Genomic DNA, 13,422 nt, shown 5'->3' on the forward strand with positions numbered 1-13,422 from the left:
AAATATAAGGATATCGCTAGAAAAAACAAACTAACAGTTACAGGGAAAAAGTTGTACAAAGTACGCTGTTCAACTATAGAGCGAAGCTTTGCAGACGCCAAAGAACTACATGGCTATCGATATGCTCGATTTCGAGGGCTGAAGTCTGTCCAAATGCAGGCTTATCTCACCGCAGCTTGTCAAAACATGAAAAAAATAGCCCTCCATCTGACCAAAAAAGGTCTGGTGGAGGGCTATTTTTTTGAAACTCTATTATTTTATGTTGTTTTTATTCGCTAAAATCAAAATGATTACAGAGTGTTGGGAACCCCTAAAGGGTTTCCCAACACTCTGAAAAACCGCTAATAGCGGTTTTTTTAGCTGAAAGCAATAAATAATACACCAGCTGTAATAAAGACTACACCAACGCCGGTCATAAAGTTTAACTTTTCACCGAGTATAATCATAGCGAGAATGATAGAAAATACGACGCTTAATTTATCGACAGGAGCTACTTGTGAAACCTTTCCTGTTTTGAGGGCAAGAAAATAAAATAGCCATGACGAAGCACCTGCAATCCCACTTAATGTGATAAATAGCAGTGCTTTTTTATTTAGCAGTACGTCGCCGATATTTTGAAATTTACCTTGTATGATAATAACGCCTATCATAAATAATGCCATAATAATAGATCGAATTGTTGTTGCAACGTTTGCATCGATTCCGTCTAAACCAAACTTTCCAAAAATCGATACAAGGGCAGCAGCAATTGCTGATAATAGTGCAAATAAGAGCCACGAACTCATAGTAAAATTCCTCCAATCTTACAGTATTATACATGAAAATTATTCTCATGTATAAAGTTGAAGCAATTGAGGTTTATAGGAAGCGCGACTTCAACTTAACTTCTTGTTCCACCTGAATTTTAAGGTGGGAGTTTGACTGCCCGCAAATAGTGGGCTAAATAACGAAATAATCCCCACCTTATATTTTTAATAAGGTGGGGATTATTATACTACTCTGCAATTTCCTCATATAAAAAGTACGTTACATTATAAATATGTTCTACTTCATCGTCTGTCATAAACAGTAATTCATCACGCTCAATCCCTTTTTTCTTTTCAATAAACTCAATCATGTTTTTGCGTTCTTCTCTCTTCATCAATTTTATTTCTCCTCTCAATCTGTTTTAACACAGTTTATTTAAGTTACTGCTATTATATAACAGAATCTTTAGAAAGTTCCACCTATTTTATTGTTTTTTTCAAAAGAACTTTTCGACAAAACAAGCCCACCTAAGGGGGGGCTTGTTTTATTTTATAGTCGTAAAAACTCAGGCTCCGTCGTACCGGCACCATCGATGTAATAAATTGTGTCGGGATTGATTTTTATCAATACGTAATTAGGGTCTTCAGGACCGAGTAACCAACGTTTTAAGCTATTATTCCAAAACTTGTTTTTTAATGTCGAGTCTTCCTCGATTGAAGCTAACCCTTCAACTTCAATATAATCTTCATCTAATTTTTTTCCTTCTCGTCCGAGTAATACATGGACATTAGGATTGTTTTCAATATCTGTTATCTTTTTTGATTGTCGATCTGTTGCAACGTACAGTACAAAATCTTCATGGAAAAACATCATAAAGGCGCTATGAGGTTTCTCATTTCGTACTGTAGATAATACACCGGTACGTTGACCTTGAATAATAGTTGCGATTTTTTCTTTTAAGTGCATAATTTTAACCCCTTTTCACAATTTATAATTCTGTCTGTTTAAACAAGATAATTTAAATATCTTTCATACTGTTTTCTTCAATCCGATTTTTTAAACGTAATTGTGATGAAATCGGACAAGTTAGGAGAAGAATAATAATAATATTGTGGAGAAATACATACGATGGAAGGGTGAAAAGCATGTTTAATAAAATATTTCTTATAGTAGCACTTATAGGTGTACCACTATCTGTACTTGGAAAAACACTTCATTGGCCAGAAACAATTATGTTCGCTGTGTATTGTATTACGATTATCGCGTTAGCTGGTTTTATGGGGAGAGCAACAGAGAGTTTAGCAATTGTATCTGGTCCTAGAATAGGCGGATTATTAAATGCTACTTTCGGTAATGCTGTTGAACTTATCATTTCAATTTTTGCACTTCAAGCAGGGTTAATTGAAGTGGTGTTAGCTTCTTTAACGGGTTCTGTACTTGGAAATTTATTATTAGTAGGAGGACTATCCTTCTTTGTAGGTGGACTTAAATATAAAAGGCAAAGCTTTAACGTTTACGATGCAAGGCATAATTCAGCTTTATTAATATTTGCTGTTGTCGTGGCCTTTGTTATTCCAGAGATCTTTTCAATGAAGATGGACGTTGGCAAGACGTATCAATTAAGTATAGGTGTTTCTATTATTATGATTATCATGTACATTGCTGCATTACTATTTAAGTTAGTTACGCACCGTGGTGTATATCAACATAAAAGTGACGAAGTAGCGCATGAAGAAGAGCCAGAGTGGTCGAAAGGGAAGGCACTCCTTATTTTAGCGATAGCAACACTGGCGGTAGCTTATGTATCAGAGGCGCTCGTGCATACTTTTGAAACTGTTGCAAAATCATTTGGTTGGTCAGAATTATTTATAGGGGTTATTATCGTTGCAATTGTTGGAAATGCAGCGGAACATGCATCTGCAATTATTATGGCTTATAAAAATAAAGTAAATATTGCAGTCGAAATTGCAATAGGTTCTACATTACAAATCGCCATGTTTGTTGCTCCTGTACTAGTATTGCTATCTATGTTCTTCGCGCAGAGGATGCCTTTAGTATTTACCATACCAGAACTTGTATCTATGATTACAGCCGTTTTCTTAACGATTGCGATTTCAAATGATGGAGATACAAACTGGTTTGAAGGCGGCACTTTACTAGCGGCGTATGTCATTATGGGAATTGGTTTTTATTTATTATGAAAAATAGGCATAACAATTGTGCTCAGAGAAAACAATAAACAAAGTAGTATATATACCTTTACATAGGAAGGAGCCAGACAGGTGAAACGAGTATACAGCATATGTCTTTCAACTATGGTCTCGTTTATTTTATTATTTCCTAACATGAGTTTTGCAAAGACAACAGTAGGAACAAAAATGCCTTCATCTGTTTTAAATATTTCAAAAGACAATACATTTCCAAATGATGCGCAAGATTTGCCACGTTTACAGCCAAGTAAGTTTGCTCAAGAACTATTGAAAACAGCTAATATTAAAATTGAAAATCCAGACTTAATTCGGATGTTTAATGAAACGACAATTTCAAATGCGCCGCTTGCAGTAGGGTACCGGGCAAAAATTTATTTAGGTCAATGGGCTTTACATTATGAATCAGTAGACACATCGATTAATTGGGAATATAAACAAGTGAATCGAAATGTGTATGATAATCGCGGAGGAGACCGTTTATATCCACTTCGCTATAAGCAAGAAACACAAAAGACGGTTGAAGGCGATTTAACAGCAGATATGAAAGATGCTGCAGATGTGAAAAAAATGATGCTTCTCAAAGCGCTTGAAAAAGTACAATTGCCCCTTTCGTTTAAAACAACTATTGGTTATGGTACTGGACATGAGCGTGTGTATAATATTAGTCCGAGTCAACTCGGATATTTATACGCTTATACACCAGCAGTAAATGAAAAGGGAAAAGTAACATTTGGAGAAGTGTATCTTGTATTAAAGGGAAATCAAAAAAGACTTGTTGTGAAAAATATTACTTCTCAAGGAATTGGAGCGGCGATTCCAATTCATGATCATTTATTTTTTAAATTCATTTCTTCCTCCCACTCGCAATAACATAAAAAAACGTCAGCTTATAAGCTGACGTTTTTTATAATGTAATGTTTGCTGTTTTTGATAAGAAATCTTCTGTCGGATAGTAGCTGTTTTTTACAAGAACATTTGGTCCAAGACATTTTACTGCAGGACAGTGACAGCTTAATGATTTTGCTGTTTTTGAAGCACTCCATTTGTCATATGCTTCTTGTAATGTGTTTGTTTGTATGTTTCCTAGAAGTGGAACATCACCAAAGTCCGTCACAATAATATTTCCATCGAAAATATTTACATTTAAACGAGAACGGCCATCTGGATCATTACGAACAGTGACATTTTTGCTCTCTTGTAATTTTTTAAATGTGGCAATGTCTCGCTCGTCATCGCTACAAGCATAGAAAGGTAACGTTCCAAATAACATCCATACATTTTCATCGCGAATTTCTAGTAAATGCTCAATAGCATCACGAATTTCAGCTTTTGTTAAAATCTCTAGATTACTCGCGAAGTCACTTGGATACATTGGGTGAACTTCATGACGTTTACAGCCCATCTCTTCGACGATTTGACGGTGAATATGTTCAATATGTGGTAGAGTTCTTTTGTTTAACATTGTTTCGGCCGATACAAGTACACCTGCATCTGATAGAGCCTTACTATTTGTAATCATTCTTTCGAATAATTTTGCACGTTGTTCGTAAGTAGGTTTACGCTCCATCATTGCAAATCCGCCTTCAACGAAGTCATCAATTGTTCCCCAGTTATGAGAGATATGCAACACGTCTAAATAAGGAATAATTTGTTCGTAACGTGCTAAATCTATAGTTAAGTTAGAGTTGATTTGAGTGCGAACGCCTCGTTCATGGGCGTATTTTAAGAGTGGTGTTACATAGTTGTCGACGGATTTTTTTGAAAGCATAGGTTCTCCGCCAGTAATACTTAAAGAACGTAAATGAGGAATCTCATCTAATCGTTTTAATAAAAGATCCATCGGAAGCGGATTTGGGTCTTTCGGCTGTAACGTGTAACCAACAGCGCAATGCTCACAGCGCATATTGCATAACGTCGTCGTTGTAAATTCAACATTTGTTAATAGTAGTTTGCCGTACTCTTCAAGGTCCATATACGCTTCCCATGGATCGTAAGAAGGAGTAATCGGCTTCATTTTTTGTGATATCGTCATATGAAATACTCCTTTGACTATTGAAATAACAATTTGTCCATTCTCTATAATAGAAGAATATGTGCTTTTTATAAAGTGAAACTTTTTAGCGTGAAAAGAGAGAGGGCTTACATTATAGTGGATGACTGTGACAAAATTGATGAAATTTCATACCCATAGCAATCATTTTTGCGGTATAATAAAAGCAACTCGAATTAAAAGGAGAGTGCCTTCATGGGAAAAGCAATTCAAGATAAAGATACACAATTAGTATATTTAAAAGAGCGTTTAAATATGTTCATTGAAGTAATTGATACAATTGAACCTGAAGAAGTAGAATTAGAAGATGTAGATCGTCTTCTTGCAATGTTAGATGAATTAGAATTAAAATGTGAGCAATTTAAAAAAGACGAATAATATATTAAAAAGGCTGCCAATTCCAATTTGGTAGCCTTTTTCTGTGCGGATAATAGAAGGACGATAGAAAAAGAGGTATAATCAAGTTGTGAAAAATTTCATTTATGCTTTAATAGCGTGAAACAAATAAAAAGCTAAAGAGCATAACAATGGAATTTTCAGCTCATAACGTTTTGGTAGCGTTCACAATTGAGGGGGAAGTAACAATGGAAAAGCTTCAAGAAAGCATGTATCAACTAATTGTTGAAACGTCAACGAACTTACCGAAAGATGTTCGTCGTGCGATTCAACAAGCGAAAGAGCGAGAAAATGCAGGGACTCGTTCTGCGATGGCACTTGGCACAATTACAAATAATATTAAAATGGCTGATGATAACATCTCACCGATTTGCCAAGATACAGGGATGCCAACGTTTAAAATTTATACACCAGTTGGTGTGAACCAATTAAAGTTGAAGGAAGCTATCTATAATGCGCTTGAGCGGGCGACAAAAGATGGTAAACTTCGTCCAAATTCTGTTGACTCTCTTTTTGGAGACAATAGTGGAAATAATTTAGGACCAGGTACACCGGTTATTAAGTTTGAACAATGGGAAAAAGATTATATTGATGCACGTTTAATCCTAAAAGGTGGTGGCTGTGAGAATAAAAATATTCAATATAGCTTACCGTGTGAACTAGAAGGACTTGGACGAGCTGGCCGTGATTTAGAAGGAATTCGTAAATGCCTTCTTCATGCAGTATACCAAGCACAAGGTCAAGGATGTAGTGCTGGTGTAATTGGTGTTGGTATCGGGGGAGACCGCACATCAGGTTATGAATTAGCAAAAAATCAATTATTCCGTACATTAGATGACGTCAATCCAGTACCAGAGTTACAACAACTTGAAGAGTACGTATTAGAAAATGCGAATAAGCTTGGCATTGGTACAATGGGATTTGGTGGAGAAACAACTTTACTGGGCTGTAAAATTGGCGTGTATAACCGCCTGCCGGCTAGCTTCTACGTATCTGTGGCGTATAATTGCTGGGCATATCGCCGCCTAGGTGTAACAATCCATCCTGAAACAGGTGAAATTATGGATTGGTTATATCAAGAAGGTGAAGATACACTTCAGCATGAAGCACAAGAAAAAACAGAGCAACGTGAGATTGTATTACAAGCACCAATTACAGAAGAGCAAATTCGTGGACTTCGCGTTGGTGATGTTGTAATAATTAATGGCATGATGTATACAGGTCGTGACGCAATCCATAAGCATTTAATGGATAATGATTGTCCAGTAGATTTAAATGGACAAATTATTTACCACTGTGGTCCAGTTGTTGTGAAAGATGACAATGACAATTGGCAAATTAAAGCGGCAGGTCCAACGACAAGTATTCGTGAAGAACCGTACCAAGGCGATATTATGAAGAAATTTGGTATTCGCGCTGTTATTGGAAAAGGCGGTATGGGTGCGAAAACATTAGCGGCTTTAGAAGAACACGGCGGCGTGTACTTAAACGCAATTGGCGGTGCGGCGCAATATTATGCTGAATGTATTAAAGAAGTGAAAGATGTTGATTTCTTACAATTTGGTATTCCAGAAGCAATGTGGCATTTACGCATTGAAGGTTTTAAAGCAGTTGTAACGATGGACTCTCATGGTAATAGTTTACATGCAGATGTTGATAAAACATCACTTGAAAAATTAGCGAGCTTTAAAGAGCCGGTATTTAAATAAACAAAAATGCATCTCGAATCTTTCGAGATGCATTTTTTGGTATATATAGAAAAACATGCACAGCATGAAAGTAAGTAAGTAAACAGAAACTACAGGTACGATTATATATGGAAAGGAGACTATTTATGAAATATAAATGGTTATATATCGGTCTCATTTTTTCAATTATGATGGCACTTGTTCCAGTTTCGGCATTGGCTTATACAAATACTCCACATAACTGGGGAATCCCGCGTCCTAAAAATGAAACAGTACCAGATGCAGGAAAGTTATATACGGATTTACTGCAAAAAAATGGCGGGTTTTATTTAGGAGATACGAAGAAAAAAGATATTTATTTAACATTTGATAATGGATATGAGAATGGATACACAGGGAAAATCTTAGATGTATTAAAAGAGAAAAAAGTACCAGCAACTTTCTTTGTAACGGGGCATTACATTAAAACACAAAAAGATTTATTGTTAAGAATGAAGGATGAAGGACACATTATTGGAAATCATTCTTGGAGTCATCCTGATTTTACAGCGGTAAATGATGAGAAGCTTCGTGAAGAATTAACGAGTGTAACGGAAGAAATTAAAAAAGTAACCGGGCAAAAAGAAGTGAAATATGTACGTCCTCCGCGCGGCGTATTTAGTGAAAGAACGTTAGCTCTTACGAAAGAAATGGGCTACTATAATGTATTTTGGTCACTTGCATTTTTGGATTGGAAAGTGGATCAGCAAAGAGGATGGCAATATGCGCATAATAATGTTATGACGATGATTCACCCAGGATCTATTTTATTACTTCATGCAATATCAAAAGATAATGCAGAAGCACTTGCGAAAATCATTGATGATTTGCGCGAGAAAGGGTATCATTTTAAAAGTCTAGATGACTTAGTAAAAAGCAATCAACCGTAAGCATGTATGCTTACGGTTTTCTCATGCTATAATGATGTGTAAAAAGGATGGGGAAACGTATGTGGAGCGAACATGTTACGTTAGAGTATCCGTATCATTTTGAAGAAGTATTAAAACGTTTATCTTTTGATCCTCTTAACGTCATTCAATTAGATGAGAAAGTCATTTATATCCCGCTTTGTATAGACGAGGAACAGGTTATTGTTCGCTTACAAGGGATTGGTACTGTTCAAAATCCACAGTTTTGGATTTCTAGTCAGACAGGAAATCCGGAGAAAGTCATGAAACGAATGAGGGCCATTTTTCATTGGAATGAACCGTTTCAAGATATACAAAATCATTTTTTAAACACATCATTACGTCCACTATTTGAAACATATGCTTATACTCCAATTATTTTAGAATTTGATTATTTTGCTTGTCTTCTTCGCTGTATCATTCACCAACAAATAAATTTGAAATTTGCTACTGTGTTAACAGAACAATTTGTGAAACGGTATGGAATAGAGAAGAACGGTGTATTCTTTTTCCCCACTCCGGAAATAGTAGCAAATATTTCAATAGAAGAATTGAGAGAGCAGAAGTTTAGTCAGCGAAAGGCTGAATATATAGTAGGATTAGGTCGAAGTATTGTCAGTGGTACATTAAATTTAGCGAGTATAGAAAATGGGACGGAAGAAGAAGTTTCAGCACAATTGTTGCCAATTAGGGGAATTGGTGCATGGACAGTGCAAAACTTTTTAATGTTTGGGCTTGGACGGAAAAATATGTTCCCGAAAGCGGACATTGGGATTCAGCGTGCAGTGCAAGGTATATTTCAATTAGATGATAAACCTGATGGTGCATTTTTAGAAAAAGTGAAACAAGAGTGTGAACCATACTGCAGTTATGCAGCGTTATATTTATGGAAAAGTATAGAGTAGAGGTGTAATAATGATACAAAAGCAACATGAGAGTAAGTTGGAAGTTGGTCAAACGTTTCCTGTGACAATTAAACGTCTTGGGATTAACGGAGAAGGCGTTGGTTATTTTAAGAGACAAGTTGTTTTCATTCCAGGGGCATTACCAGGAGAAGAAGTTGTTGCAGAAACAACGAAAATTCAGCGTGGCTTCGCTGAAGCGAAAGTGAAAAAAGTTCGTAAAGCTTCACCGCATCGTGTGAAAGCACCGTGTCCAGTATATGAGGAGTGTGGCGGTTGTCAGCTGCAACATTTAGATTATAAAGAACAATTGAATCAAAAGCGTGATATCGTTGTACAAGCATTTGAGAAGTACATGAAAAACAGTATGGAAGAGAAAATTCGTCCAACGCTTGGCATGGAAAATCCATGGCATTACCGTAATAAGAGTCAATTACAAGTGGGGCGTAAAGACGAAAAGGTTATTACAGGGCTATATAAACAAAACTCACATCAGTTAATTGATATTGCTCACTGTATGATTCAACATAAAGCAACGAATGAAGCGACAAAAGTTGTAAGACGTATTTTAGAAAAATTAAATGTTTCTATTTACAATGAGAAAAAACAAAAAGGTTTAGTACGCACAATTGTAACACGTACTGCAGTTCAAACAGGGGAAGTACAAGTTACACTTATTACAACAAAAGAAGAATTACCAAATAAAGAACAATTTGTTGCAGAAGTACAAAAACAGATGCCAGCGGTTAAATCAATTATGCAAAATGTAAACTGGCGTAAAACATCTGTTATTTTTGGAGACAAAACATTTAAATTAGCTGGAAAAGAAGTAATTCAAGAAACACTTGGCGATTTATCATTTGAATTATCAGCACGTGCATTCTTCCAGTTGAATCCAGAACAAACAATTGTTTTATATGATGAAGCGAAAAAAGCAGCTGCGTTAACAGGCGATGAGAAAATTGTAGATGCGTATTGTGGTGTTGGTACAATCGGACTTTGGCTTGCAAATGATGCAGCGGAAGTACGTGGTATGGATGTAATTCCAGAAGCGATTGCAGATGCAAGAAAAAATGCGAAGCGTCACGGATTTACAAATACGAAATATGAAGCAGGTAAAGCTGAACAATGGTTACCGAAATGGGTAAAAGAAGGATGGCGTCCAGATGTAATTGTTGTCGATCCACCACGTACAGGTTGCGATGATAAATTACTGGAAACAATTTTAAAAGTGAAGCCGAAACAAGTTGTGTATGTGTCTTGTAATCCTTCTTCATTAGCACGTGATGTACAAGCATTAATGAAGAGCTATGAAGTGGAGTATGTGCAACCAGTTGATATGTTCCCGCATACAGCTCACGTAGAAAATGTAGTGAAGCTTGTTAGAAAGTAAAGTTTATTAATATTCCCTCATGGTATGAGGGAATATTTTCTATGAAGGAGAATATTATGCATAATTATAAATTAACGATTCAGTACGATGGTGCACGTTTTAAAGGATGGCAACGTCTCGGTAATAACGATAATACGATTCAAGGAAAAATCGAAAGTGTCATATCTGAAATGATCGGAAAAGAAATTGAAATTATCGGTTGTAGTAGAACAGACGCTGGTGTACATGCTTTGAATCAAGTTGCTAACTTTCAAAGTGATGAGAAGTTAGTGGAACATAAAGTGAAAAAATATTTAAATCAATATTTACCTAATGATATTAGCATTACGAATGTGGAAGAAGTACATGATCGTTTCCATGCTCGTTACAATTCTAAAGCAAAAACATATCTGTATAAAATTTGGAATGAAGAGCATACAAATCCATTTATGCGTAAATACAGCATGCATGTGAATAAAAAATTAAATGTGAAAAGCATGAAAGCAGCTGCAAAACATTTAGTTGGTTCACATGACTTTACTGCTTTTTCAAATGCGAAATCAAAGAAAAAATCTATGGTTCGAGAAGTATATACACTTGATGTGATGGAAGAGGCAGGGTTTGTACAAATTAGAGTAAGTGGTAACGGCTTCCTTCATAATATGGTAAGAAAAATTGTTGGGGCATTAATTGAAGTTGGATTAGGACAATTAGATGCTGAAGCAATTCCAAACATTTTAGAAGAAAAGCAGCGCAATCAAATTAATTGTCTTGCTGAGGCAAGTGGGTTGTATTTAGAGAATGTTGAGTTTTAATGGCAAATAAAAAAATCGGGCTAAGTAGCTCGATTTTTTTAGTATTACGAAGATTTTTCATTTTTTATACGTAGCTTTAAATTCCAAAAAGCAGCAAGCATAATAGCTGCAAAGGAGCCAAAAATTGTTCCTAATAGCTTTGCATAAGGAGAGCTGCTTACATCGGCATTAATGAATAACATCATACAGAGCATGGCAGGGAAAAAGTATAAGTATTGTAATAACTTTAATTTTTTATCATTACTCATATATATAGCCCCTTTCTAGCATGTTATACGTTTATTATAACATATTTTACCAAGTTGTTTTTGCACTTGGAGACATGTTCATTTCATATGTGTAAATGCAGTTTTTTAATTCGATATTGTAAGTTTTGCCTACTTAATCCTAAAAATTTTGCAGCTTGTGAAATGTTGCCATGATTCTCTTTAAGAATTTGATTAATGTAGTTCTTTTCCATTTTTTCTATTGTGTGTTTTAAAGTTTTAGGTGCATCAGTATTGTGATTAGTTAGTGCATGCTGCATATTGAATTCTGTTTTTATTCGTTCACGAAAGCGAGTAGGCATATGAAACGCTGTAATGATGGTTTCATCTTCTATCAAGTTCATGGAACCTTCAATTATATGTTCCAACTCCCGTACGTTTCCAGGCCAATCGTATGCATAGAAAAATTCTCTTACATTTACATCTACATCGGTTACGTTGAGCTCAAATTGAGTATTATATTTTTCAATAAAGTGCTGAACAAGAGCTAGAATATCTTCTTTTCTTTCACGTAAAGGCGGAAGACATAAAGTAACGACGCTTAATCGGTAATATAAGTCTTCTCTTAATCGATTATGTGCGATGGCTTCGAAAGGATCTTCATTGATAGTTGCTATAATACGAACATCAATTTCTTTTTCGTGTGTGCCTCCGATTCTTCGTATTGTTTTTTCTTGTATAGCTCGTAGTAACTTCGCTTGAAGTGCTGGACTTAATGAGTTGATTTCATCTAATAACAAAGTTCCTCCGTTCGCTTCTTCAAATAAACCAGCTTTATCGATAGCTCCTGTAAATGCACCTCGGTTTGTACCGAATAATAAGCTTTCCATGAGTGTATCAGGTATAGCGGCACAGTTCTGTGAAATAAAGGGTTTTGTTGAACGCTGACTTTCATTATGGATGCTTTGTGCAAATAGTTCTTTCCCAGTGCCTGTTTCTCCTACTAGAAGTATGGAGGAAGATGTACGAATTACTCTTTTTCCTTCAGTAATGATTGATTGAATAGCTTCAGAATCACCAATTATGTGATCAAAGGTAAATTTAGTACTTTGTTTTCGAGAAGGGCCCATTCTTATTGTTTGCTTTAAGTTACTAATTTCTTTTGATATTTCAATAGCGCCTTTAATTTTTCCATTTTCTATTATAGGGAAAGTATCGTTAATCGTTGTAATTTCTTGTCCTTTATTGTTAAAATACGTTTGTTTTATATTTTTGTTTGTTTTTCCTAATTTTAATGCCTCTATAAGAGTACTATTTTTATTTTCTTCAAATGCAAATATTTCTAAAGGACTTTTATATAATACATCTGAGCGTTCCATTGATTCAATTTCCATCATTTTGCGGTTATAGATAATCGTTTTACTTTCCTCATTAATAATATGAATCCCGATATCGAGTTCATTGAGTAAAGTTTCATATAGCATGTTCATTTCAATGATCTGTTTAAAATTAATGTCTTCTGTACGCATAGATTATCTTCTCCTCATTTCACCCTATGAAGACTGACTTTTTATAATTTTATTAAAATTCTTATAAAACCGCAAAATTTTTTTGCTATTTTTCTTTTAAAACTTTTCAAATGATAGAAAAATTTTGCGGTTGTGCACGCTTTTTTGTGTAAAACTCTCATTTAATATATGAATTAGAGACTTGGTACGCATTTTGCATAAATAATATTTGAAATCTCTAGAGGGGAGAATATGAATTTTTACAGGATATACAACGTTTCGGTGTCAATTAATAAGAGGGAGGGGTTTATAAAGTGAAGACAGTTATAGAAGGTGTGTATAGTCCTTGTTATGGAAAAGTAGAGAAGTTATTTGTTACGGAAAGTTCTTACGTATACGAGTGGGAGAAATTAGCGTTAATTGAAACAATAGATAAACAGAAAGTAGAAATTAAGATAGGAATCAGTGGTTATATTGAATCATTAGAAGTAGTAGAAGGACAAGCTATTGCTGATCAAAAGTTATTAATAACAGTAAGGGATGACCTTTTAGTAACAGGCAGTGATTAATGTAAGTGATAT

Annotated in this window: 15 protein-coding genes and 1 pseudogene; 10 read left to right on the top strand and 6 right to left on the bottom strand. The window is 35.2% G+C overall.

The genetic code is table 11. The features are described 5' to 3' along the window. A pseudogene (locus BUA87_RS27415) lies at nt 1-290 on the top strand (transposase); the annotation flags it as partial. Between the two features lie 66 nt (nt 291-356). Here the strand turns inward: BUA87_RS27415 and BUA87_RS27420 are convergent. From BUA87_RS27420 to BUA87_RS27430, 3 genes are all read right to left on the bottom strand, one after another. Then, the gene (locus tag BUA87_RS27420; protein WP_000100295.1) at nt 357-785 is read right to left on the bottom strand and encodes an EamA family transporter; all 429 of its coding nucleotides are present in this window, start codon (nt 783-785) and stop codon (nt 357-359) included. 209 nt (nt 786-994) lie between these two features. Further along, on the bottom strand, nt 995-1,141 hold the full coding sequence (locus tag BUA87_RS27425; protein WP_000817786.1) for a BH0509 family protein: 147 nt from the start codon (nt 1,139-1,141) through the stop codon (nt 995-997). 155 nt (nt 1,142-1,296) lie between these two features. Then, nucleotides 1,297-1,713, bottom strand: a complete 417-nt coding sequence (locus BUA87_RS27430) for a pyridoxamine 5'-phosphate oxidase family protein (protein WP_000550219.1) — start codon at nt 1,711-1,713, stop codon at nt 1,297-1,299. Nucleotides 1,714-1,892: 179 nt separating this feature from the next. Between BUA87_RS27430 and cax the strand changes: the two genes are divergently transcribed. Continuing rightward, a complete protein-coding gene (cax, locus tag BUA87_RS27435) occupies nt 1,893-2,948 on the top strand; it encodes a calcium/proton exchanger (protein ID WP_000482136.1) in 1,056 nt (351 codons plus the stop codon). Nucleotides 2,949-3,029: 81 nt separating this feature from the next. Further along, the gene (locus tag BUA87_RS27440) at nt 3,030-3,827 is read left to right on the top strand and encodes a YfkD famly protein (RefSeq protein WP_002083605.1); all 798 of its coding nucleotides are present in this window, start codon (nt 3,030-3,032) and stop codon (nt 3,825-3,827) included. A gap of 34 nt (nt 3,828-3,861) precedes the next feature. On the opposite strand, the gene yfkAB is transcribed toward BUA87_RS27440, so the two are convergent. Next, on the bottom strand, nt 3,862-4,989 hold the full coding sequence (gene yfkAB / locus BUA87_RS27445) for a radical SAM/CxCxxxxC motif protein YfkAB (protein WP_000156022.1): 1,128 nt from the start codon (nt 4,987-4,989) through the stop codon (nt 3,862-3,864). Between the two features lie 213 nt (nt 4,990-5,202). Here yfkAB and BUA87_RS27450 point away from each other — a divergent pair, with 213 nt between their 5' ends. The 6 genes from BUA87_RS27450 (at nt 5,203) to truA (ending at nt 11,127) form a co-directional block, all read left to right on the top strand. Continuing rightward, nucleotides 5,203-5,385 (top strand): SE1561 family protein, encoded by a 183-nt coding sequence (locus BUA87_RS27450; protein WP_000513558.1) that lies wholly within the window; start codon nt 5,203-5,205, stop codon nt 5,383-5,385. 206 nt (nt 5,386-5,591) lie between these two features. Continuing rightward, complete coding sequence (gene fumA / locus BUA87_RS27455) at nt 5,592-7,112, top strand: class I fumarate hydratase (RefSeq protein ID WP_000413528.1); 1,521 nt, start codon at nt 5,592-5,594, stop codon at nt 7,110-7,112. Between the two features lie 125 nt (nt 7,113-7,237). Then, entirely contained in the window at nt 7,238-8,020 is a 783-nt protein-coding gene (pdaA, locus tag BUA87_RS27460; protein WP_000875957.1) for a delta-lactam-biosynthetic de-N-acetylase, read from the top strand. A 59-nt stretch (nt 8,021-8,079) separates the two neighbouring features. Further along, entirely contained in the window at nt 8,080-8,943 is an 864-nt protein-coding gene (locus tag BUA87_RS27465) for a DNA-3-methyladenine glycosylase family protein (RefSeq protein WP_072941434.1), read from the top strand. A gap of 10 nt (nt 8,944-8,953) precedes the next feature. Next, complete coding sequence (gene rlmD, locus BUA87_RS27470; protein ID WP_000615211.1) at nt 8,954-10,333, top strand: 23S rRNA (uracil(1939)-C(5))-methyltransferase RlmD; 1,380 nt, start codon at nt 8,954-8,956, stop codon at nt 10,331-10,333. Between the two features lie 56 nt (nt 10,334-10,389). Continuing rightward, entirely contained in the window at nt 10,390-11,127 is a 738-nt protein-coding gene (truA, locus tag BUA87_RS27475; RefSeq protein ID WP_000553114.1) for a tRNA pseudouridine(38-40) synthase TruA, read from the top strand. A gap of 44 nt (nt 11,128-11,171) precedes the next feature. Here truA and BUA87_RS27480 read toward each other — a convergent pair whose 3' ends face one another. Continuing rightward, complete coding sequence (locus BUA87_RS27480; protein ID WP_000063861.1) at nt 11,172-11,375, bottom strand: hypothetical protein; 204 nt, start codon at nt 11,373-11,375, stop codon at nt 11,172-11,174. 83 nt (nt 11,376-11,458) lie between these two features. After that, complete coding sequence (locus tag BUA87_RS27485; RefSeq protein WP_072941437.1) at nt 11,459-12,862, bottom strand: sigma-54 interaction domain-containing protein; 1,404 nt, start codon at nt 12,860-12,862, stop codon at nt 11,459-11,461. A 293-nt stretch (nt 12,863-13,155) separates the two neighbouring features. Here BUA87_RS27485 and BUA87_RS27490 point away from each other — a divergent pair, with 293 nt between their 5' ends. Next, the gene (locus BUA87_RS27490) at nt 13,156-13,410 is read left to right on the top strand and encodes a biotin/lipoyl attachment domain-containing protein (protein WP_000859489.1); all 255 of its coding nucleotides are present in this window, start codon (nt 13,156-13,158) and stop codon (nt 13,408-13,410) included. Nucleotides 13,411-13,422 lie beyond the last annotated feature (12 nt).

It is taken from the genome of Bacillus sp. bc15 (genome assembly GCF_900142585.1).
GTDB lineage: Bacteria > Bacillota > Bacilli > Bacillales > Bacillaceae_G > Bacillus_A > Bacillus_A cereus.

Excerpts from the sequence above, each read along its gene's own strand:
- fumA (WP_000413528.1), top strand. The coding sequence starts at position 5,592 with ATGGAAAAGCTTCAAGAAAGCATGTATCAACTAATTGTTGAAACGTCA.
- BUA87_RS27450 (WP_000513558.1), top strand. The coding sequence starts at position 5,203 with ATGGGAAAAGCAATTCAAGATAAAGATACACAATTAGTATATTTAAAA.
- BUA87_RS27480 (WP_000063861.1), bottom strand. The coding sequence starts at position 11,375 with ATGAGTAATGATAAAAAATTAAAGTTATTACAATACTTATACTTTTTC.
- rlmD (WP_000615211.1), top strand. The coding sequence starts at position 8,954 with ATGATACAAAAGCAACATGAGAGTAAGTTGGAAGTTGGTCAAACGTTT.
- BUA87_RS27465 (WP_072941434.1), top strand. The coding sequence starts at position 8,080 with ATGTGGAGCGAACATGTTACGTTAGAGTATCCGTATCATTTTGAAGAA.
- cax (WP_000482136.1), top strand. The coding sequence starts at position 1,893 with ATGTTTAATAAAATATTTCTTATAGTAGCACTTATAGGTGTACCACTA.
- BUA87_RS27425 (WP_000817786.1), bottom strand. The coding sequence starts at position 1,141 with ATGAAGAGAGAAGAACGCAAAAACATGATTGAGTTTATTGAAAAGAAA.
- truA (WP_000553114.1), top strand. The coding sequence starts at position 10,390 with ATGCATAATTATAAATTAACGATTCAGTACGATGGTGCACGTTTTAAA.
- BUA87_RS27420 (WP_000100295.1), bottom strand. The coding sequence starts at position 785 with ATGAGTTCGTGGCTCTTATTTGCACTATTATCAGCAATTGCTGCTGCC.
- BUA87_RS27485 (WP_072941437.1), bottom strand. The coding sequence starts at position 12,862 with ATGCGTACAGAAGACATTAATTTTAAACAGATCATTGAAATGAACATG.
- pdaA (WP_000875957.1), top strand. The coding sequence starts at position 7,238 with ATGAAATATAAATGGTTATATATCGGTCTCATTTTTTCAATTATGATG.
- yfkAB (WP_000156022.1), bottom strand. The coding sequence starts at position 4,989 with ATGACGATATCACAAAAAATGAAGCCGATTACTCCTTCTTACGATCCA.
- BUA87_RS27430 (WP_000550219.1), bottom strand. The coding sequence starts at position 1,713 with ATGCACTTAAAAGAAAAAATCGCAACTATTATTCAAGGTCAACGTACC.